The organism is Bradyrhizobium sp. Pa8 (assembly GCF_052588265.1).
Genome location: NZ_CP176767.1, coordinates 204,367 through 223,703 on the forward strand (window position 1 = coordinate 204,367; position 19,337 = coordinate 223,703).

Sequence of the window (19,337 nt, forward strand, 5' to 3'; positions counted from 1 at the left end):
GGCAAGCTGGTGGACCCAATGACGACGACAGTCTTCGTCTCAGGCGCGAACGGCGCTCACTCGTTCAAGCGAATGAACCCGTCAAGGTGATGCAAGGTGATGTCGGCGTGAGTGCGAGCGGAGATGTCCGCGATGCTCTCCCGATCGCGTACGATGATCGTACGCGCGTGCTGTCCGCGAGAGCCGATGATGCTCGCGTCAATCCAGGATCGGCTCTCGCGGTAATCCGTCTTCAGGGCTGCGGGCCGTCGTAGCCCTCGATGATGATGAGATCGGCGATGGAGTGCGGCTGGCGCACCTTGATGTTGGCCTGGTATTCCGGCGAGTCGTAGCAGGCGATCGCGGTCTCGTAGTCCGGAAATTCAATCACGACGTTGCGCGTGCGACTCTGGCCTTCGACGGTGGTGAAGCGGCCGCCGCGAACGACATAGCGGGCACCGAATTTCTTGAAGATCGCGAGATTGGCGACCGCATAGGGCTTGTAGCCCTCGTCATTGGACACATCGACGCGTCCGATCCAATAGGCCTTTGCTGCCATTCTTCTTCTCCTGGTTTGTTGTTCAGCCGAGCGCTTGCGCGATCTCGACCTGGATGGCCTCGGCGACAGCCTTCGGATCGGCAGCTTCCACCACCGGCCGCCCGACGACGAGATAATCGGCGCCCGCGGCAATTGCACGGCCCGGCGTCATGATGCGTTTCTGGTCACCGCTCGCAGCGCCCGCCGGCCGGATGCCGGGGGTGACGAGATGCATCTGGTGGCCGACGATCTTGCGCAAGGCGCCGACCTCCTCGGGCGAGGACACCAGCCCGTCGACGCCGAGCACCTGCGCCTGCTGCGCGCGCGCTTCGACCAGTTCGGAGACGCTGAGCCGATAGCCGGCCGCGTGCAGATCGTCGTCGTTGTAGGACGTCAGCACCGTAACGGCGAGAATCTTCAGGCTCGCGCTGCCGCGGCCTTCGACCGCGCCCTTCATGGTCTGCGGATAGGCGTGCACGGTGACGAAAGTGGCACCCAGCCTGGCCACGCTCTCCACACCACGCGTGACGGTGTTGCCGATGTCGTGCATCTTGAGATCGGCGAACACCTTCTTGCCCTTGTCGGCGAGCTTGCCGATCAACGGCAGGCCGCCGGCATAAGCGAGCTGATAGCCGATCTTGTAGAAGGTGACGCTGTCGCCGAGCCTTGCGATCATCGCCTCCGCGGCATCAACGCTGGGCAGGTCGAGCGCTACGATCAGGCGATCCTTCGGGGCGATCTCGGCTGGCGTCATGTCACCTCACATCATGCGTTGGGAAATGTCGATCAATTGCCGTACCAGCTCCTTCAACGCGGCGATGTCGCCCTCGTTCTTGAGCCTGTCCATATCGTCATAGGCCTGGTCGGCAAAGGCGAGCGTGAGCTGGCTGGCAACCACGTTGGCGTGGCAGGAGGTCAGGATCAGCCGCAACGCCTGGAGCGCACGGGCCGCACCGAGCCGGCTCTGCGAGGCGCCGGCGAGCGCGAAGGCGCGGTTGCGAAACACGTCGCCGCGCGTCTCGTGCAGCTCATGTACGCGGCTGACCCAGTCGATCGCGTTCTTGAGCAGCGGCGGCACCGAGGCGTTGTATTCGGGCGAAACGATCAGCACGCCATGATGCGCGCCGATCATGCGCTTGAGATTGATCGCGTGCTTGGGCACGCCCGACTTGGCCTGGAGATCGCCGTCATAGATCGGCAGCGGAAAATCGGCGAGCGAGATGCGGGTGACGTCGACACCGGCCTGGGCGAATTCATAGGCGGCGACCGCCGCCAGCTTCGCATTGTGCGAGCCGGTGCGCAGCGAGCCGGGAATGATCAGGATTTTGGGTGCGGGCATCCGCTTCCATGCGTTCGGCGAAACGAATCCGCCGCGCAAATTGGAATGCCGGCGGAATTAGTCCTTGCGATACACCCAGACGCGGGCCGGCGGAAGGTTCATCCAGATCCGTTCAGAGGCCTCTGTGGACACGCCGGGCAGCGATTTCGGGATCGGCGGCACCACCGCATAGGTGAACTGCACGAAGGGCGCGCCCGGGGTCAGCGCCGCGAAGGCGTCGCGGACCAACCGGAGCCGCGTCAGCATCGGTTTTGTCACGAGCGGCAGGCCGGAGACGACGGCGGAGGCCGGCGCGCTGAGCACGTTCCAGAGCGTGTCGCGCAGGCGATAGGCATCGCCCTGCACCACCTTGGCTTGCGGATAGCGGTCGCGCAGCAAGGCGCAAAAGCCGGGATTGTATTCGACGAGGACGAGGCGCTTCTGGTCGACGCCGCGCTCGACCAGGGCCGAGGTGATGGCGCCGGTGCCGGGCCCGAGCTCGACCACGGGCGCATCCGAGTTGACGTCGACGTAATGCGCCATGGTCCGGGCAAGCAGCTTGCCCGAAGGCATCACCGCACCCATGTGCAGCGGCTTTTCGATCCACGATCTGAGAAAACGCACCTCGTCATCGAGACGAGGCTTCTTCAACGCACGCGCGGACGATGGCAATGGCATGTCTGGACCGGACGGGACCGCAGGACCGCGGCGTGTCAGAAAATGGTCATAAACAGGTATAGGCCGAAGGCGGAACGGTCAAGACGAGTCAGGTCGCCCGATTACTGAAGAGATCCTTGACCTTGGCGAAGAAGCCGACGGATTCCGGCTGGGTATTGCCAGAGGAGAGCTTTTCGAATTCCGCCAGCAATTCCTGCTGCTTCTTGGTGAGATTCTGCGGGGTCTCGACGGCAACCTGAACGTACATGTCGCCCATCTGGCGCGAGCGCAGCACCGGCATGCCTTTTGATGCAATGCGGAATCGGCGGCCCGACTGGGTTCCGGCCGGCACCTTCACCTTGGTTTTGCCGCTGTCGATGGTCGGCACCTCGAATTCGCCGCCGAGGGCGGCCGTCACCATCGAGATCGGCACCCGGCAGTGCAAATCGGCGCCGTCGCGCTGGAAGAGCTGGTGCTGGGCCAGCGACAGGAAGATGTAGAGGTCGCCGGGCGGACCGCCGCGAACCCCGGCCTCGCCTTCGCCGGCGAGCCTGATCCGGGTGCCGTCCTCGACCCCCGGGGGAATGTTGACCGACAGCGTCCGCTCGCGGGTGACCCGGCCCTGGCCGGAGCAGGACGGGCAGGCATCCTCGATCATCTGGCCGCGACCCTGGCAGCCCGGACAGGTGCGCTCCAGCGTGAAGAAGCCCTGCGACTGCCGCACGCGGCCGGCGCCGCCGCAGGTCGAGCAGGTCTTCGGCTTGGTGCCGGCCTTGGCGCCGATACCCGAGCAGGCCTCGCAGGTGACCGAGACCGGAATCTCGATCTGCGCGGTCTTGCCGCCAAAGGCTTCCTCGAGCGTGATTTCCATGTTGTAGCGCAGGTCGGCGCCACGCTCGCGGCCGCCGCGGCCGCGCTGCCCGGCCATGCCGAACAGGTCTTCGAAGATGTCGGAGAAGGAAGAGGCGAAACCCGCGCCGAAGCCGGCGCCGCCGCCGCCCTGCTCGAAAGCCGCATGGCCGAAGCGGTCATAGGCCGCGCGCTTGTCCTTGTCCTTGAGGACCTCGTAGGCCTCGTTGATTTCCTTGAACTTGACTTCGCTGGTGTCGTCCCCGGGATTGCGATCCGGGTGAAATTTCATCGCAAGCTTGCGGAAGGACGATTTCAGGACGGAATCGTCGGCAGTGCGCTCGACTTCCAGGGTTTCGTAATAGCAGCGCTTGGTGGACGTGGACATGTTGAACTCGGTCTATCCAATCGCGATTCAAGTCGGAGCGGAACAACGTCGCCATGAGACGATATAGGCAGCCCTTTGCTTCGCGGCAGAGGGCGGCACGGCGACGTTCATCATAACGGCTGGGAATTGATCGATCGTAACGGGGACACGCCCCGCCGAGCCCGACACGACGGCCTCCCCCGTGAGGGGGGAGGCCGGTAGCGCGTGTGGGGTCCAAGCCGTCCGCATCATCACCCTCTTGGGGATCAGGCGGACTTCTTGTTGTTCTTGTCGTCGTCGACTTCGGTGAATTCCGCGTCGACGACGTCGTCCTTGGCCGCATCCTTCTTGGCGTCGGCCTCGGCCTGCTGCTTGTACATGGCCTCGCCGAGCTTCATCGAAGCCTGGGCCAGCGTCTGGGTCTTGGCCTTGATCGCCTCGGCATCGTCGCCCTTCAGCGCTTCCTTGAGGTCGCTGACGGCATCCTCGATGGCGCGGCGCTCGGGCTCGGCGACCTTCGAACCGTGCTCGGCCAGAGCCTTCTCGGTGGAGTGCACCAGGCCATCCGCCTCGTTCTTGGCGGTGACGGCCTCGCGGCGCTTCTTATCCGCCTCGGCGTTGGCCTCGGCGTCCTTGACCATCTTCTCGATGTCGGCTTCCGACAGGCCGCCGGAGGCCTGGATGCGGATCTGCTGCTCTTTGGCCGTGGCCTTGTCCTTGGCCGAGACGTTGACGATGCCGTTGGCGTCGATGTCGAAGGTCACCTCGATCTGCGGCATGCCGCGCGGAGCCGGCGGAATGCCCATCAGGTCGAACTGGCCGAGCATCTTGTTGTCGGCCGCCATTTCACGCTCGCCCTGGAAGACGCGGATGGTGACCGCGTTCTGGTTGTCCTCGGCGGTCGAGAACACCTGGCTCTTCTTGGTCGGGATCGTGGTGTTGCGGTCGATGATGCGGGTGAACACGCCGCCCAGCGTCTCGATGCCCAGCGACAGCGGGGTCACGTCGAGCAGCAGCACATCCTTGACGTCGCCCTGGAGCACGCCGGCCTGGATCGCGGCACCGATCGCCACGACTTCGTCCGGGTTGACGCCCTTGTGCGGCTCCTTGCCGAACAGCTGCTTCACGACTTCCTGGACCTTCGGCATGCGCGACATGCCGCCGACCAGAACGACTTCGCCGATCTCACCGGCGGTGACGCCGGCGTCCTTCAGCGCCTTGCGGCAGGGCTCGACCGTCTTCTGGACGAGGTCGTCGACCAGCGCCTCGAACTTGGCGCGGGTGAGCTTCATCGTCAGATGCTTCGGGCCGGTCTGGTCCGCGGTGATGAAGGGCAGGTTGATCTCGGTCTGCGTCGTCGACGACAGCTCGATCTTGGCCTTTTCAGCGGCTTCCTTCAGGCGCTGCAACGCGAGCTTGTCGTTGCGCAGGTTGATGCCCTGCTCCTTCTGGAACTCGTCGGCCAGATAACCCACGAGGCGCATGTCGAAGTCTTCGCCGCCGAGGAAGGTGTCGCCGTTGGTCGACTTCACCTCGAACACGCCGTCGCCGATTTCGAGAATGGAGATATCGAACGTGCCGCCGCCGAGATCGTACACGGCGATCGTGCCGGTCTTGGTCTTGTCTAGGCCATAGGCGAGCGCGGCCGCGGTCGGCTCGTTGATGATGCGCAGCACTTCAAGGCCCGCGATCTTGCCGGCGTCCTTGGTCGCCTGGCGCTGGGCGTCGTTGAAGTAGGCGGGAACGGTGATGACGGCCTGGTCGACCTTCTGGCCGAGATGGGCCTCCGCGGTCTCCTTCATCTTCTGAAGGATGAACGCAGACACCTGCGAGGGCGAGTAGGTCTGGCCGTCGGCCTCGACCCAGGCGTCGCCGTTGGAAGCCTTCACGATCTTGTACGGAACGAGCTTCTTGTCCTTCTCGACCATCGGGTCGTCGTAGCGGCGGCCGATGAGGCGCTTCACTGCGAAGAACGTACGCTCGGGATTGGTAACGGCCTGGCGCTTGGCAGGCTGGCCGACGAGGCGCTCACCGTCGTCCGTCACGGCGACGATCGAAGGCGTCGTGCGCATGCCTTCGGAATTCTCGATGACTTTGGCGTTCTTGCCATCCATCACGGCGACGCACGAATTCGTGGTGCCGAGGTCGATCCCAATGACCTTTCCCATGGTCCTGATATCCTTGTTTTTGCGGCAGGTTGGCTGGGCCCAAGAGGCACCCGATCCAAACCCCCTAAGATCAAACATCCGCGATATTGCGATGGTTGACGCTCATATAGGAGGGGGGGAGGGGGCCGCAAGGACCGAACGCAAGTTTCGGCCATGAAAACATTGGGTTTTGGAAGATCATATCCGGGCTTCACCGCCCTTGCAGGTGATGAATTATTAACAGGTTCAGGCGTCAGCCGGCCCCGCCACCGTGATCTGCCCCGCCCTGTTACCGGCGGGCCAAACCCGTTAAAAGGCGGGCGGCCGGACCGCCGCCATCGAGGCGGCTTCGCGCGACAAAGCGGCCCAATGGCCGACCATCGAACGGCCTCAATGTGAACCAATCAGAGTGCCCATGAAGCTCATTCGCCCCCTCGCCGCGCTCGCCGTCCTCGTCGCCACAGCGCTTCCGGCCCTCGCGGCCGATGCCGTTTTCCCGCCTGGCCTGCGCCTCGGCATGGTGCCGCTGGTTGGCCTCAGCACGGCCAAGACGTTTCCGGGCTTCGAGAGCGAGGATGGCAGCGTCAAGGTGCTGATCACCGAGCTGCCGCCGGCGGCCTATGGCGAGGTCGTGAGCGCCTTCAATTCCAATCCCGGCGGCACCGCCGGTGTCAAGCAGGACAAGATCGAGACCCCCGCGGGTCTTGCCTATTTCACCACGGAAAGCGGCAAGGCCGGCGAGACGCCGGTGAAGCGCTACTCGATGATCGTGCCGGGCGCCGGTTTCTCCGGCTATGTCGCGGTGCAGATCCCGGAGAACGCGACCAAGATCTACACCGACGAGGCGGTGCGGCAGATGTTTGCGAGCACCACTACCCGCAAGCAGGTCTCGGCCGAAGAGCAGATCGGGCTGATGCCGTTCAAGATCACCGATCTCGCCGACTTCAAGGACATCCGCACGCTGGCGCCGGGCTCGAGCATCATCCTGGCCGACGGCAACGAGAGCGCGGGTTATGAATCGAAGCCGTTCATGATCCTCGGCCTGATCGGCGCCACCCCGCAGCAGGCCGACGACCGCGCCCGCTTCGCCCAGGAGGCCGCGCTGCAGATCCCCGGCGTGCGCGAGTCTCGCGTCACCATGTCCGAGCCGATCCGCATCAACGGCCAGCAGGGTTTCGAGACCCGGATCGACGGCGTCAGCGGCAAGGACAAGACGCCCGTGACCGTGGTGCAGTGGATTCGCTTCTCGAGCGGCGGCGCCTCGCTGCGCATCATCGCCAGCGCCCCGCGCGACCAATGGTCGGCCGCCTTTACCCGCTTCCGCGCCGTGCGCGACGGCATCCAGCCCAAGGGATAGCCCAAGGGCTAGCCCAAGCGCTGGACAGAACCGGCTGCATTTTCGGGCTTCTGTTCGTATACGAACGGAACTAGGCTTCCTTCCATTGGATCATCCTGGAGGGAGGCGAACGATGCTTGATCGACGACAAATCCTCGCGGCGCTTGGGACAAGCGCTCTCGTAGCCCTTGCTCCAACCGCGCTCCTTGCGGCCGCATCGATCAAGCCGGACGATGCCTCCGTGCTGCTCGTGATCGACGTGCAAAACTGCTTCCTGCCCGGCGGCAGCCTCGCCGTGAAGGAAGGCGAGCAGGTCGTTCCCGTCATCAACAAGATGGCGAAAGCCTTTGCGAACGTGGTGATGACCCAGGACTGGCACACGCCAGGCCACATCTCGTTTGCGTCAGGGCACGCCGGCAAGAAGCCGTTCGAGACCGTCGATCTCCCCTACGGCAAGCAGGTGCTGTGGCCCGACCATTGCGTGCAGGGCACCGATGGCGCCGCGCTGTCGAAGGATCTCGCGATCCCGCATGCCGAGCTCATCATCCGCAAGGGTTTTCACAAGGAGGTCGACAGCTATTCGGCCTTCCTGGAAGCCGATGGCAAGACCTCGACCGGCCTCGCCGGCTACCTGAAGGGCCGCAAGATCAAGCGCGTCTTCGTCGCCGGCCTCGCGACAGACTTCTGCGTCGCCTGGACCGCGCTCGATGCGCGCAAGGCGGGCTTCGAGGTCTATGTGGTGGAGGACGCCTGCCGCGGCATCGACACGCAGGGTTCGCTCGCAAAAGCCTGGGCCGACATGGCCAAGGCCGGCGTGAAGCGGATCCAGTCCGCGGATATCGCGGTGAGCGCCTAAGATAGCAATCGGTCGTTCCGGGGCGATGCAAAGCATCGAACCCGGAATGACGCCAAGGCTTAGTTCGCCGCTCAGTTCACTTCGTTGCTGTTCGCAGCCGGCGCAGCCTTGGTGCCGCCCTTGGCGACACCCACCAGCGCCGGGCGCAGCACGCGCTCGCCGATAGTGTAGCCGGCCTGCATGACCTGTACGACGGTGCCCGCAGGCACCGACGCATCCGGCACCTCGTACATCGCCTGCTGGAAGTTCGGGTCGAACTTCTGCCCCTGCGGATCGAACTTCTTCACGCCGTGCTTTTCCAGCGCGTTGAGCAGCGAGCGCTCGGTGAGCTCGACGCCCTCGATCAGCGAGGTCAGGCCCGGATCGGCCGCGGCACGGGCCTCGGCCGGAACGGCATCGAGCGCACGCTGGAGATTGTCGGCGATATCGAGCACGTCGCGGGCAAAGCCGGTGATGCCGTAGAGGCGGGCATCGGCGACTTCCTTGGTGGTGCGTTTGCGCAGATTTTCCATCTCGGCCAGCGTCCGCAGCATGCGGTCGCGCGCCTCGGCGGCTTCCTTCTGCAACAGCTCGACCGAGCCGGGCTCCGGATCGTCGGGCATGATGTAGGGTTTCGACACCACAGGCTCGTCGGTCGGTGGGGTCGTGTCGTCGGGCTGCCGGTCTCGATCGGTCATCGGCTCTCTTCTCGAACTCGTCTCAAGGGATTGTTGGCCCGGATATCGTGCCTAAGCTTACGAAAATCAAGCGCCCGTGATCGGAGGAAACGCCGATCAGCCACCCAGGAGGCGGCTGACGATGCGCGCGGCGTAGTCCACGGTCGGGATCACGCGGGCATAATTCAGCCGCGTCGGCCCGATCACGCCCAAAACGCCGACGATGTGGCCGGCGGCATCCCGATAGGGCGAGATGATGGTGGAGGAGCCTGACAAGGAAAACAGCTTGTTCTCCGAACCGATGAAGATCCGCACGCCCTCGGCGGTCTCGGCGCGTCCCAGAAGGTCGATCACGCCGCGCTTGGTCTCGAGATCGTCGAACAAGAGCCGAACGCGCTCGAGATCCTCCAGCGCGTGCAGATCCTCGAGCAGATTGGCGTGGCCGCGAACGATCAGCTGGCGGTCCTCGTTCTCGCCGCCGGACCAGCTCGCAATGCCGGCCGAAATCACCTTTTGGGTCAGCTGATCGAGCTCAGCGCGGGCTTCGCCGAGCGCGGTTTCGAGCTCGAGCCGCGCCTCGGCCAGGGTGCGGCCGCGGATTCGCGCATTGAGGAAATTACCGGCTTCCGTGAGCGCCGAGGAGGGAACTCCCGGCGGCAGCGACAGCACGCGGTTTTCGACCTGACCGTCCTCGCCGACCAGGATCACCAGCGCCTTCTCGGGTTCCAGCCGGACGAATTCGATGTGTTTCAGCCGCGCATTGGATTTCGGGGTCAGCACGACCGCTGCGGCGCGGGTGAGACCGGACAGCCGCGTCAGCGCCTGGTCCAGCGCCGCCTCGACCGACTGCGCCTGACCGACGGAGGTGAGCTGGCTCTGGATCGACTGCCGCTCGGCGTCATTGAGGTCGCCGACCTGCATCAGGGCATCGACGAAGAAGCGCAGCCCGAGTTCCGTCGGCAGACGGCCGGCGGAGGTGTGGGGCGCATAGATCAGGCCGAGCTGTTCCAAATCGGCCATGACATTACGAACCGAGGCCGGCGACAGCGGCATCGCGATCAGCCGCGAAATATTGCGCGAGCCGACCGGCTCGCCGGTCGCGAGATAGCTTTCGACAATTTGACGAAAGATGTCGCGGGAACGCTCGTTGAGCTGGGCGAGGCCTGCGCGCGGCGCGATCAGATGGATCGGATCGTGATGGGCCACGGACGGTAACTCCTCTCAGACGCTTATAATTTGTCCATCCCAGAGGGTTCTGACAAGCGTGGCGTTTGCGGGGTGGAAAACCCGGGGTGAAAAAGCCTTGCCGCCCACCCTCACCCCACCTACAAGCACCGCGAATAGCCCTTTTCCGAGAGTTTTGGAGGATTTCCCATGCGGCCAAGCCGCCGTGCGCCCGACGAATTGCGCCCCGTGACGCTGGAGCGCGGCGTGGTCAAATATGCGGAAGGCTCCTGCCTGGTGAAATTCGGCGACACCCATGTGCTGGTCACCGCCACGCTGGAAGACCGCCTGCCGCCGTGGCTGAAGGGCCAGGGCCGCGGCTGGGTCACCGCCGAATACGGCATGCTGCCGCGCGCGACCTCCGAACGCACCCGCCGCGAGGCCTCCGCGGGCAAGCAAAGTGGCCGCACCGTCGAGATTCAGCGCCTGATCGGCCGCTCGCTTCGCACCATCGTCGATCTCGAAGCGCTCGGTGAGCGCCAGATCACGGTCGATTGCGACGTGCTCCAGGCCGACGGCGGCACGCGCACGGCCTCGATCACCGGTGCCTGGGTCGCGCTCGCCGATTGCATCAACTGGATGAAGGCGCGCAACATGATCAAGGCCAAGGTGCTGCGCGACAACGTCGCCGCGATCTCCTGCGGCATCTACAACGGCACGCCCGTGCTCGACCTCGACTATGCCGAGGATTCGGAAGCCCAGACCGACGCCAATTTCGTCATGACCGGCGATGGCCGCATCATCGAGGTGCAGGGCACCGCGGAACGCGAACCGTTCACACAGGACGAGTTCCTCGCGCTGATGGCGCTGGCCCAGAAGGGTATCGCTCGGCTCGTGGACTTGCAGAAACTGGCTGTGGCGTAGTCAATAGGCCCATGCACCGCCGAATCACCGGAAAGCTCGTCATCGCGACCCACAATCCCGGCAAGCTCGCCGAGATGAAGGAGTTGCTCGCGCCTTACGGCATCGAGGCGGTGTCGGCCGGTGAGCTTGGCCTGCCCGAGCCCGACGAGACCGGCAATGATTTCCGCAGCAATGCCGCGATCAAGGCGATCGCGGCGGCGCAGGCGACCAAGCTGCCCTCCTTCGCCGACGATTCCGGCATCGTGGTCGACGCGCTCGATGGCGCGCCCGGCATCTACAGCGCGCGCTGGGCCGGTCCAGCCAAGGATTTTGCCGCCGCGATGGCGCAGATCGAGCGGCTGTTGCAGGAGCGCGGCGCCACCACGCCGGACAAGCGCACCGCGCACTTCGTGTCCGCGCTCTGCGTCGCCTGGCCCGACGATCATCTCGAAGAGGTCGAGGCGCGCGTCGACGGCACCTTGGTCTGGCCGCCGCGCGGCACCGCCGGCTTCGGTTATGATCCGATGTTCCTGCCCAATGGCCACGATCGCACGTTCGGCGAGATGACCAGCATCGAGAAGCACGGCCTGCCGCCGCTCGGCCTCGGCCTGTCGCATCGCGCCCGCGCCTTCGTGAAACTGGCGGAGATCTGCCTTGAGCCGCGCTAAGCAAGCTTTCGGCGTCTATGTACACTGGCCGTTCTGCCTGTCGAAGTGCCCCTATTGCGACTTCAACAGCCACGTCCGCCATGCCGCGATCGACGAGGCGCGCTTCGCTTCAGCTTTCGCGCGTGAAATCGAAACGACCGCGGGGCGCGCACCCGGCCGTGAAGTCACCTCGATCTTCCTCGGCGGCGGCACGCCGTCGCTGATGCAGCCCGCAACCGTCGGCGCGGTGCTCGATGCCATCGGCAAGCACTGGACTGTCGCCAGCGATGTCGAGGTTACGCTCGAGGCGAACCCGACCAGCGTCGAGGCCACGCGCTTTGCCGGCTATCGCGCCGCCGGCGTCAACCGCGTCTCGCTCGGCGTGCAGGCGCTCGACGATGCCTCGCTGAAAGCGCTGGGCCGGATGCACAGCGCCCGCGAAGCGCTCGATGCCGTCGCCATCGCGCGCCGCTCATTCGACCGTTATTCGTTCGATCTGATCTACGCCCGCCCCGACCAGACGCCGGCGATGTGGGCCGACGAGCTGCGCCTCGCGATCGATGAGGCCGCCGAGCATCTGTCGCTCTATCAATTGACGATCGAGGAAGGCACGCCGTTCTTCGGCCTGCACCAGGCCGGCAAGTTGAAGACGCCGGACGAAGCGGTCGCGCGCGCGCTCTACGACGTCACGCAGGAGACCTGCGACAAGCTCGGCCTGCCCGCTTACGAGATTTCAAATCACGCGCGGCGCGGCGCCGAGTGCCGGCACAATCTGGTGTACTGGCGCGGCGAGGAATATGCCGGCATCGGCCCGGGCGCACATGGCCGCCTCGACATCGACGGGATCAGGCACGCCACCGCCACCGAGAAGCGCCCCGAAGCCTGGCTGATGCGGGTCGAGACCAACGGCCATGGCGGCGTCACCGACGATCTCCTCAACAGCGAGGAACGCGCCGACGAATTTCTGCTGATGGGGCTCCGCCTCGCCGAGGGCATCGACCCCGAGCGCTACAGCGCGCTGTCGGGCCGCCCGCTCGATCCCAAGCGCATTGCGCTGTTGCGCGAGGAAGGCGCGATCATCGTCGATGCGACGGGGCGCCTGCGCGTGACCAGCAGCGGTTTTCCGGTGCTTGATGCAGTGGTCGCGGATCTCGCCGCGTAGCGAGCTGCCGTAGCCCGGATTTCGCTGCGCTCCATCCGGGCTACGACACCATCAAGCCCCAAAGCTCTTCGGCGAGCCCGCGACCGCAACGCCACCGCCCGTCGTCACCTTCATCACGGCGAGGCCGCGCTCGTTGGTGCCATCGGCGCGGAAGCGGAACAGGCCGTCGATGCCGGCGAAGCCGGAAGGGTTGGTGAGCACATCCGGCGAGAAGCGCGTCGGGCCCTGCGTGCGCGCGAGCGCGGCGACGAGGGCGACCGCGTCATAGGCGAGCGTCGCGGTGCGGACCGGCTCGGCGCCGTATTTGGTGCGGTAGCGGCCGGAGAAGGCGCGGAAGCCGGCCGGGTCCGGCGCGGCGTAGAGACCGCCTTGCAAGTTCGCATTGGCATAGACGCGCGGATTGTCCCACAGGCCGGTGCCGAGTAGCTGGATGTTGCGCAAATTCGCGCCTGCGGCCGTCATCGCATCGGCCACCGCGACGACGGCATCGCCGTCATCGGCGATGAACAGCGCATCCGCGCTGCCGAGCTGCTGCGCCACGGTGCGTGCCGGCGTCGCGCGATCGGCGCCGTATTTCTCGAAGGCGACAATGCGGCCGCCGCGTCGCGGCACCGCCGCCTTCACCGCGGCCTCGACGACATTGCCGTACGCATTGTCGGGCACCAGCACGGCGACGGAACGTTTTCCGATGCCGGCGGAATATTCGACGATGCGGTTGACGTCGGACTCCGGCAGGAAGCTCAGCAGAAAGACGCCGCGGCCGGCGATGCTGGAATCGGTCGAGAACGCGATCACCGAGATGCCGCGCGCACGCGCGACCTGCGCCACCGCCGGCACCGACTGCGCGAACAGCGGGCCCAAGATGATCTCGGCGCCTTCGTCGACCGCCTGCTGTGCGCCCGCCTGCGCGCCTTGCGGGCTGCCGTTGTCGTCCTTGATCAGGAGCTGGATGTTGGGATTCTGGAACTCGGCCAGCGCCATCTCGGCGGCGTTGCGCATGGATTGCGCGGCAAGGCCGGCATTGCCTGCCGCCGAGAGCGGCAGGATCACGGCAACCTTCACCCCGCCGCTGCCGGCGGTGGTGGCCTGTTGCGGCGGTCCGGCCGGCTGCGCCGGGGCCGGGGAGGAGCTGCTGAACGGGTTGGAGAACTGGCTGAGACTCTGCTGCACGCCGGCGCAGGCCGACAGCAGGGGGGCGCCGAGCAACAGGCCTAGCGCGCTTCGCCGGGTCGCTCCTGATAATCGGGAGCCCTGAACGGGAGATTTTGGATCACGCGGGCCCAGCATCACAACTTCTCTTCTGACCGGCCGTCGGCCGGCCGGTCACAACATTCTTTCCACGACACAAGCCGCGGATTCAGGCATATTGTCGGCAAATAGTTAACTAAAACAAAAGGATAATGACCCCTTAACGAGGCCGCACCTCAAGCCCTGGCTAGCTGTCCACCATCCGTCACCCGCATAAGGCAGCGTTTCCGCCGCGAATATGGCGCTGACGCTTCATTCCCTCTGGAATGTGATGCCGGATGGATCACATTCCAGTCCTTCCTCACCCCTGACCTGGCGCGATCTTTTTCCGAGGACCGGTTCCCAGCCCCGGGGATCATGCCTAAGTTCGATCCATTATGCGCGCAAAGCCGAGCCCGATAAATACACCTGAAACGACGGATCCCGCCTCGCGCGGTTTCTCCATCGACGCCCACCGGCTGACGGCGCCGAAGGCGGCGCCGGGCCTCCATCTGGTCGCGACCCCCATCGGCAATCTCGGCGACATCACGCTGCGCGCGCTTCAGACGCTCGCCGGCGTCGACGTCATCGCCTGCGAGGACACCCGCATCACGCGGCGCCTGACCGAGCGCTACGCGATCACGGCGCAGCTCAAGCAATATCACGAGCACAACGCGGAAGCGGCGCGTCCGAGGATCCTGGAGGCGCTGGGGCAGGGCGGCTCGATCGCGCTGGTGTCGGATGCCGGCACGCCGCTGATCTCCGACCCCGGTTTCAAGCTGGTGCGCGAGGTCTGCGCGGCCGGCCATGCAGTCTACGCGCTGCCCGGCCCGTCCTCGGTGCTGGCCGCGCTGTCGGTCGCCGCTTTGCCGACCGACCGCTTCTTCTTCGAGGGCTTTCTGCCGGCAAAATCCGCCGCGCGAAAGTCGCGCCTGGCGGAGCTCGCCCGCATCGATGCGACGCTGGTGATGTTCGACTCCGGCAACCGCGTCCAGGACACGCTCGCCGAGCTTGCCGAGATCATGGGGACGCGCGAAGCCGCGATCTGCCGCGAATTGACGAAGATGCACGAGGAGATTTCGCGCGCGCCGCTGCAGGAGCTGGCACGCGGGGCGGACACGCTGGAGACGCGCGGCGAATTCGTGCTGGTGATCGCGCCGCCTGCGGCGGACGCGGAGCTGCTGACGCCGGATGCGCTCGACGGTCTCCTGCGCGAGCAGCTCGCCGCGCACAGCGTCAAGGATGCGGTGGCACATGCGGTCGCGCTCTCGGGCCGGCCGCGCCGCGAGGTCTATGCCCGCGCGCTCGAGCTCGCAAAAGACCTGAGGGGCCGCGATGGGGAAGACTGAGGGCGCGGAACCGAAAGTCGCCTCGCCCGAGCGCGTCGCCGCGTTCCGCACCGGCATCTCCGCGGAGAGCCGCGCCGCCGCCTATCTCATGGCCAAGGGCTACCGCATCCTCGCCAAGCGCTACCGCACGCCACATGGCGAGATCGACATCGTGGCGCGCCGCCGCAACCTGATCGCCTTCGTCGAGGTCAAGGCCCGCGCGACGCTGGATGACGCCGCCTTCGCCGTGACCCCGCGCCAGCAGCAGCGCATCATCGACGCCGCGCAAGGCTGGCTCGTGGCGCATCCCGAGCATGCCGAATTCGAACTGCGATTCGACGCCATGCTGATTGCGCCGCGATCACTTCCGCGCCATGTGTTGGCGGCATTCGACGCCTCGACCTGAAAGGCAGACCATGAAACTGAACGTCGCCGTCCAGATGGACCCTATCGCCCGTATCAACATCAACGGCGATTCCACCTTTGCACTGCTCCTGGAGGCCCAGAAGCGCGGCCACGGCCTGTCCTATTACACGCCCGACAAGCTCTCGATGGTCGGCGAAGAGATCGTCGCTCCTGTTCAGCTCCTGACCGTGCGCGACGAGCCCGGTAATCACTTCACGCTGGGCGAGCCCAGGCGCGAAGCGCTCAACGGCTTCGACGTGGTGCTGCTGCGCCAGGATCCGCCGTTCGATCTCGCCTACATCACCTCGACGCATTTCCTGGAGCGCATCCATCCGAAGACGCTGGTCGTCAACGATCCCGCCTCGGTGCGCAACGCGCCGGAAAAACTGTTCGTGATGAACTTCCCGCAGCTGATGCCGCCGACGCTGATCTCGCGCGACCTCGACGAGATCAATGCCTTTCGCGACAAGCATGGCGCCGTCGTGATGAAGCCGCTGCACGGCCATGGCGGCGCGGCGGTGTTCCGCGTGATGCCGCAGGACATGAATTTCGGCTCGCTGTTCGACATGTTCTCGGTGACCTTCAAGGAGCCCTGGGTGATCCAGCAGTTCATCCCCGAGGTGAAGCACGGCGACAAGCGCATCATCCTCGTCAACGGTGAGTTCGCCGGCGCGGTGAATCGCGTGCCGGCCGCCGACGACCTCCGCTCCAACATGGTGCGTGGCGGCGCCGCGCAGGAGACCGAGCTCACGCCACGCGAGCGCGAGATCTGTGCCACCGTCGGCCCGGCGCTGCGCGAGCGCGGCCTGCTGTTCGTCGGCATCGACGTCATCAACGGCAACCTCACCGAGATCAACGTGACATCGCCGACGGGCATCCGCGCCATCGCGCGGCTCGGCGGCCCGGATGTCGCGGCGAGGGTCTGGGACACAATCGAGCAGAAGCGGGCGAAGTAGGGCGCTCACTTCGTAGCCCGGATTACGCTTCGCTCCATCCGGGCTACGGACATCAATTGAAACACGAGGAACTACGCTCCTCACCCTGAGGAGCCGCGCTTGCGCGGCGTCTCGAAGGGCGAGGCCACCGGCCGGGCCTTCATCCTTCGAGACGCTTGCTACGCAAGCTCCTCGGGATGAGGAGCGACTACCGCGCACGCTGCGCGAAGCGCCGATGACTAACCACCCATTCACCATGACGCAGCGCGCATCGTTCGAACGAACGTCCCGCCCTGCGTGAATCTACGGGGCCATTGGCCGAGCGGATAACGCGACGTTCACCATCTGCCCAGAACGCGCATCGTCACGGGCCATCACACTCGGCCTCGCAACACCCCTTATACTTTTACTCCCTACTCATCGACGCAGGGGAACCCGCCACGTGCGGTTCGAGTGCCCCGCGTAAGAGTAGAAGCGTATGAACACCGCACGCATTGTCGTTCTCGTCATCGCGCTGGGCGCCGGCGGCGTCGCCGCGTATCTGGCGAGCGGCTTTGACAACAAGCCAGCGCCCGCCCTTCCCGTCGCCGAGAAGCTGCCGACGGTCGAGGTGCTGATCGCGAAGAACGACATCCAGCTCGGCCAGGCCGTGAAGCCCGAGGATCTGCAATGGCAGTCCTGGCCGGCGGCAACCGCGAGCAGCGCCTTCATCCGCCGCGACAGCAGGCCCGACGCCCAGACCCAGATCGCAGGCTCGATCGCGCGCGTGCCATTGATGCAGGGCGAACCGATCCGCGAGCAGAAGCTGGTGAGGGCCGAGGGCTCGGGCTTCATGGCCGCGATCCTGCCCTCCGGCATGCGGGCCGTCTCCACCGAAATTTCAGCCGAGACCGGCGCCGGCGGCTTCATCTTGCCGAACGACCGCGTCGACATCGTCCTGACGCGGCGCCTGAAGAACCCCGATGGCGCCAACGGCGCGACCGGCGGCAACGACCTGATCCTGTCGGAGGTCATCCTGAGCAACATCCGTGTGCTCGCGATCGACCAGGCTCCGAAAGAAAAAGACGGCCAGAACGCCGTGCTCGGCAAGACCGTCACGCTCGAGCTCAAGCCGGACCAGGTCGCGACGCTGTCGGCCTCGCGCCAGGGCGGCACGCTGACGCTCGCGTTGCGAAGCATCGCCGATGCCAACGCGTCGGAGATTTCGATCGAAGACCTGGCGGCCAAGCGGCCCGGCGGCGTGAACGTGATCCGCTACGGGGTGCAGGCACGGCAACTGACGTCACAGAAGTGATGATGGGGACACCATGAACTACGGGGATGATCGGACGGGCCTGCGCATTCGGGGGAAGCGCGCGCGCTCGTTCTGCACAGGGGCGGTGCTGATGCTGGGGCTGATCGCAGCCCCCGATTTCGTCAGCGCGGCGGATGCGCCGGTCGGCGACCAGGCGCCGATGCAGGCGCCGGATCTCGGCGTGTCGCCGGTTTCGACCATCGCGCCTGCGCGCACGCGCTCGCTGGCGCTCGGCGTCGGCAAGTCCGTCGTCATCGACCTGCCGCGCGAGGTCAAGGACGTGCTGGTGGCCGATCCCAAGATCGCCAATGCAGTGATCCGCTCGTCGCAGCGCGCCTATATCATCGGCGGCCAGGTCGGCCAGACCAACGTCGTGTTCTTCACCGCCGACGGCCAGCAGGTTGCTTCCTACGACATCGCGGTGAAGCGCGATCTCAACGGCATGCGCACGGCGCTGCGCCAGTCGCTGCCGGGCGTGCAGATCGAAGGCGTCGGCGACAGCGTGATGCTGACCGGCTCGGTGTCGAGCCCGATCGAGGCCCAGCAGGCCGGCGACGTCGCCGCAAAACTCGTTGGCGGCGCGGACAAGGTCGTCAACAACATCGTCGTGCGCGGCCGCGACCAGGTGATGCTCAAGGTCGTGGTCGGCGAAGTCCGCCGCGACATCGTCAAGCAGCTGGGCGTCGACCTCAGCGCCAGCCTGAATGCCGGGACGGCGGTCGTGAACTTCAACAATTCCAACCCCTTCTCGGTCAGCGGCGGACCGATCGTCGGCAGCAACGGGCTCGGCGTGGCCGGCCTCGCCAAGGGTGTCGCCACCGTCAGCGCCACGATGCGCGCGATGGAAAGCGCCGGCGTCATGCGCACGCTCGCCGAACCGAGCCTGACCGCGATCTCGGGCGAATCCGCCACCTTCATCGCCGGCGGCGAATTCCCGATCCCCGCAGGCTATTCCTGCGATCCGGTCACCCACGTCTGTACCACCCAGGTCACCTACAAGAAGTTCGGCATCTCGCTGAACTTCACCCCGCTCGTGCTCAGCGAAGGCCGTATCAGCCTGCGCGTGATGACCGAGGTCTCGGAATTGTCGAACACGAACGCGATCACGCTGACGCAGGCGGTGTCCTCGACCTCGAGCAACTCGATCACCATCCCCTCGGTCCAGACCCGCCGCGCCGAGACCACGCTGGAAATTCCCTCCGGGGGCTCGATGGCGATGGCCGGCCTGATCCAGCAGAAGACCAAGCAGGCGATCAATGGCCTGCCCGGCGTCGACCAGGTGCCGATCATCGGCGCGCTGTTCCGCAGCCAGGACTTCGTCAACAACGAGACCGAGCTGATGGTGATCGTGACACCCTATGTGGTGCGCGCGGTCGCCCAGAAGGAATTGTCGCGGCCCGACGACGGCTTTGCGCCGGCCTCGGACGCGCAGACGGCGCTGCTCGGCCGCATGAACCGGCTCTATGGCATCGCGCGCAGCGTCGATCCGATCGAAGGCACCCGCGGCGATTTCGGCTTCATCATCGACTGAGACGGACGGTTTGGGGACCGGGACAAGAAACGGGGCAA

The 19,337-nt window shown here is 65.7% G+C and carries 19 protein-coding genes; 10 read left to right on the top strand and 9 right to left on the bottom strand.

Features of this window, described 5'->3' with window-relative positions:
* Positions 1 to 232: 232 nt before the first annotated feature.
* The 6 genes from ACKWRH_RS00880 to dnaK all read right to left on the bottom strand — a co-directional run bounded on the left by ACKWRH_RS00880 (position 233) and on the right by dnaK (position 5,876).
* Complete coding sequence (locus ACKWRH_RS00880) at positions 233 to 538, bottom strand: DUF1330 domain-containing protein (RefSeq protein ID WP_445218942.1); 306 nt, start codon at positions 536 to 538, stop codon at positions 233 to 235.
* Between the two features lie 22 nt (positions 539 to 560).
* Positions 561 to 1,271, bottom strand: coding sequence for an orotidine-5'-phosphate decarboxylase (pyrF, locus tag ACKWRH_RS00885; protein ID WP_445218943.1), 711 nt, complete (start codon positions 1,269 to 1,271; stop codon positions 561 to 563).
* 6 nt (positions 1,272 to 1,277) lie between these two features.
* A complete protein-coding gene (locus ACKWRH_RS00890; RefSeq protein WP_445218944.1) occupies positions 1,278 to 1,856 on the bottom strand; it encodes an NADPH-dependent FMN reductase in 579 nt (192 codons plus the stop codon).
* Positions 1,857 to 1,913: 57 nt separating this feature from the next.
* Positions 1,914 to 2,513, bottom strand: coding sequence for a class I SAM-dependent methyltransferase (locus ACKWRH_RS00895; protein WP_028148799.1), 600 nt, complete (start codon positions 2,511 to 2,513; stop codon positions 1,914 to 1,916).
* Positions 2,514 to 2,601: 88 nt separating this feature from the next.
* On the bottom strand, positions 2,602 to 3,729 hold the full coding sequence (gene dnaJ, locus ACKWRH_RS00900; protein WP_445218945.1) for a molecular chaperone DnaJ: 1,128 nt from the start codon (positions 3,727 to 3,729) through the stop codon (positions 2,602 to 2,604).
* Positions 3,730 to 3,974: 245 nt separating this feature from the next.
* Positions 3,975 to 5,876, bottom strand: a complete 1,902-nt coding sequence (dnaK, locus tag ACKWRH_RS00905) for a molecular chaperone DnaK (protein ID WP_028148797.1) — start codon at positions 5,874 to 5,876, stop codon at positions 3,975 to 3,977.
* Between the two features lie 394 nt (positions 5,877 to 6,270).
* On the opposite strand from dnaK, the gene ACKWRH_RS00910 reads away from it, so the two are divergent.
* The gene (locus tag ACKWRH_RS00910; RefSeq protein WP_445218946.1) at positions 6,271 to 7,212 is read left to right on the top strand and encodes a hypothetical protein; all 942 of its coding nucleotides are present in this window, start codon (positions 6,271 to 6,273) and stop codon (positions 7,210 to 7,212) included.
* Positions 7,213 to 7,324: 112 nt separating this feature from the next.
* Entirely contained in the window at positions 7,325 to 8,047 is a 723-nt protein-coding gene (pncA, locus tag ACKWRH_RS00915) for a bifunctional nicotinamidase/pyrazinamidase (RefSeq protein WP_445218947.1), read from the top strand.
* 71 nt (positions 8,048 to 8,118) lie between these two features.
* Here pncA and grpE read toward each other — a convergent pair whose 3' ends face one another.
* Positions 8,119 to 8,724, bottom strand: a complete 606-nt coding sequence (grpE, locus tag ACKWRH_RS00920; RefSeq protein ID WP_063980247.1) for a nucleotide exchange factor GrpE — start codon at positions 8,722 to 8,724, stop codon at positions 8,119 to 8,121.
* Between the two features lie 96 nt (positions 8,725 to 8,820).
* Positions 8,821 to 9,909 (bottom strand): heat-inducible transcriptional repressor HrcA, encoded by a 1,089-nt coding sequence (hrcA, locus tag ACKWRH_RS00925; protein ID WP_014490831.1) that lies wholly within the window; start codon positions 9,907 to 9,909, stop codon positions 8,821 to 8,823.
* A 168-nt stretch (positions 9,910 to 10,077) separates the two neighbouring features.
* On the opposite strand from hrcA, the gene rph reads away from it, so the two are divergent.
* From rph to hemW, 3 genes are read left to right on the top strand one after another with little or no spacing between them, the layout of a single operon-like run.
* Positions 10,078 to 10,791 carry a ribonuclease PH gene (gene rph / locus ACKWRH_RS00930; protein WP_028148792.1) on the top strand — a complete coding sequence of 238 codons (714 nt, stop codon included), beginning with the start codon at positions 10,078 to 10,080 and terminating at the stop codon, positions 10,789 to 10,791.
* 11 nt (positions 10,792 to 10,802) lie between these two features.
* On the top strand, positions 10,803 to 11,438 hold the full coding sequence (gene rdgB / locus ACKWRH_RS00935) for an RdgB/HAM1 family non-canonical purine NTP pyrophosphatase (RefSeq protein WP_445218948.1): 636 nt from the start codon (positions 10,803 to 10,805) through the stop codon (positions 11,436 to 11,438).
* A complete protein-coding gene (gene hemW / locus ACKWRH_RS00940; protein WP_445218949.1) occupies positions 11,425 to 12,579 on the top strand; it encodes a radical SAM family heme chaperone HemW in 1,155 nt (384 codons plus the stop codon). Before rdgB ends, hemW begins: the two co-directional genes overlap by 14 nt.
* 51 nt (positions 12,580 to 12,630) lie before the next feature.
* Here the strand turns inward: hemW and ACKWRH_RS00945 are convergent, their stop codons facing one another.
* On the bottom strand, positions 12,631 to 13,866 hold the full coding sequence (locus ACKWRH_RS00945; RefSeq protein WP_445218950.1) for a penicillin-binding protein activator: 1,236 nt from the start codon (positions 13,864 to 13,866) through the stop codon (positions 12,631 to 12,633).
* Positions 13,867 to 14,204: 338 nt separating this feature from the next.
* Here ACKWRH_RS00945 and rsmI point away from each other — a divergent pair, with 338 nt between their 5' ends.
* The 5 genes from rsmI to ACKWRH_RS00970 all read left to right on the top strand — a co-directional run bounded on the left by rsmI (position 14,205) and on the right by ACKWRH_RS00970 (position 19,299).
* Positions 14,205 to 15,155 carry a 16S rRNA (cytidine(1402)-2'-O)-methyltransferase gene (rsmI, locus tag ACKWRH_RS00950; RefSeq protein WP_445218951.1) on the top strand — a complete coding sequence of 317 codons (951 nt, stop codon included), beginning with the start codon at positions 14,205 to 14,207 and terminating at the stop codon, positions 15,153 to 15,155.
* Entirely contained in the window at positions 15,142 to 15,540 is a 399-nt protein-coding gene (locus tag ACKWRH_RS00955; RefSeq protein ID WP_445218952.1) for a YraN family protein, read from the top strand. Before rsmI ends, ACKWRH_RS00955 begins: the two co-directional genes overlap by 14 nt.
* Positions 15,541 to 15,550: 10 nt before the next feature.
* Entirely contained in the window at positions 15,551 to 16,495 is a 945-nt protein-coding gene (gshB, locus tag ACKWRH_RS00960; protein WP_445218953.1) for a glutathione synthase, read from the top strand.
* A 457-nt stretch (positions 16,496 to 16,952) separates the two neighbouring features.
* Entirely contained in the window at positions 16,953 to 17,768 is an 816-nt protein-coding gene (gene cpaB, locus ACKWRH_RS00965) for a Flp pilus assembly protein CpaB (protein WP_014490823.1), read from the top strand.
* Between the two features lie 13 nt (positions 17,769 to 17,781).
* On the top strand, positions 17,782 to 19,299 hold the full coding sequence (locus ACKWRH_RS00970) for a type II and III secretion system protein family protein (RefSeq protein WP_445218954.1): 1,518 nt from the start codon (positions 17,782 to 17,784) through the stop codon (positions 19,297 to 19,299).
* Positions 19,300 to 19,337: the final 38 nt, after the last annotated feature.

What these genes read in the sequence shown, in the direction of transcription:
- pncA (WP_445218947.1), top strand. Translation starts at nt 7,325, where the DNA reads ATGCTTGATCGACGACAAATCCTCGCGGCGCTTGGGACAAGCGCTCTC.
- rdgB (WP_445218948.1), top strand. Translation starts at nt 10,803, where the DNA reads ATGCACCGCCGAATCACCGGAAAGCTCGTCATCGCGACCCACAATCCC.
- pyrF (WP_445218943.1), bottom strand. Translation starts at nt 1,271, where the DNA reads ATGACGCCAGCCGAGATCGCCCCGAAGGATCGCCTGATCGTAGCGCTC.
- dnaK (WP_028148797.1), bottom strand. Translation starts at nt 5,876, where the DNA reads ATGGGAAAGGTCATTGGGATCGACCTCGGCACCACGAATTCGTGCGTC.
- ACKWRH_RS00890 (WP_445218944.1), bottom strand. Translation starts at nt 1,856, where the DNA reads ATGCCCGCACCCAAAATCCTGATCATTCCCGGCTCGCTGCGCACCGGC.
- ACKWRH_RS00945 (WP_445218950.1), bottom strand. Translation starts at nt 13,866, where the DNA reads ATGCTGGGCCCGCGTGATCCAAAATCTCCCGTTCAGGGCTCCCGATTA.
- grpE (WP_063980247.1), bottom strand. Translation starts at nt 8,724, where the DNA reads ATGACCGATCGAGACCGGCAGCCCGACGACACGACCCCACCGACCGAC.
- cpaB (WP_014490823.1), top strand. Translation starts at nt 16,953, where the DNA reads ATGAACACCGCACGCATTGTCGTTCTCGTCATCGCGCTGGGCGCCGGC.
- rph (WP_028148792.1), top strand. Translation starts at nt 10,078, where the DNA reads ATGCGGCCAAGCCGCCGTGCGCCCGACGAATTGCGCCCCGTGACGCTG.
- ACKWRH_RS00880 (WP_445218942.1), bottom strand. Translation starts at nt 538, where the DNA reads ATGGCAGCAAAGGCCTATTGGATCGGACGCGTCGATGTGTCCAATGAC.
- dnaJ (WP_445218945.1), bottom strand. Translation starts at nt 3,729, where the DNA reads ATGTCCACGTCCACCAAGCGCTGCTATTACGAAACCCTGGAAGTCGAG.
- ACKWRH_RS00955 (WP_445218952.1), top strand. Translation starts at nt 15,142, where the DNA reads ATGGGGAAGACTGAGGGCGCGGAACCGAAAGTCGCCTCGCCCGAGCGC.
- ACKWRH_RS00895 (WP_028148799.1), bottom strand. Translation starts at nt 2,513, where the DNA reads ATGCCATTGCCATCGTCCGCGCGTGCGTTGAAGAAGCCTCGTCTCGAT.
- ACKWRH_RS00970 (WP_445218954.1), top strand. Translation starts at nt 17,782, where the DNA reads ATGAACTACGGGGATGATCGGACGGGCCTGCGCATTCGGGGGAAGCGC.
- gshB (WP_445218953.1), top strand. Translation starts at nt 15,551, where the DNA reads ATGAAACTGAACGTCGCCGTCCAGATGGACCCTATCGCCCGTATCAAC.
- ACKWRH_RS00910 (WP_445218946.1), top strand. Translation starts at nt 6,271, where the DNA reads ATGAAGCTCATTCGCCCCCTCGCCGCGCTCGCCGTCCTCGTCGCCACA.
- rsmI (WP_445218951.1), top strand. Translation starts at nt 14,205, where the DNA reads ATGCGCGCAAAGCCGAGCCCGATAAATACACCTGAAACGACGGATCCC.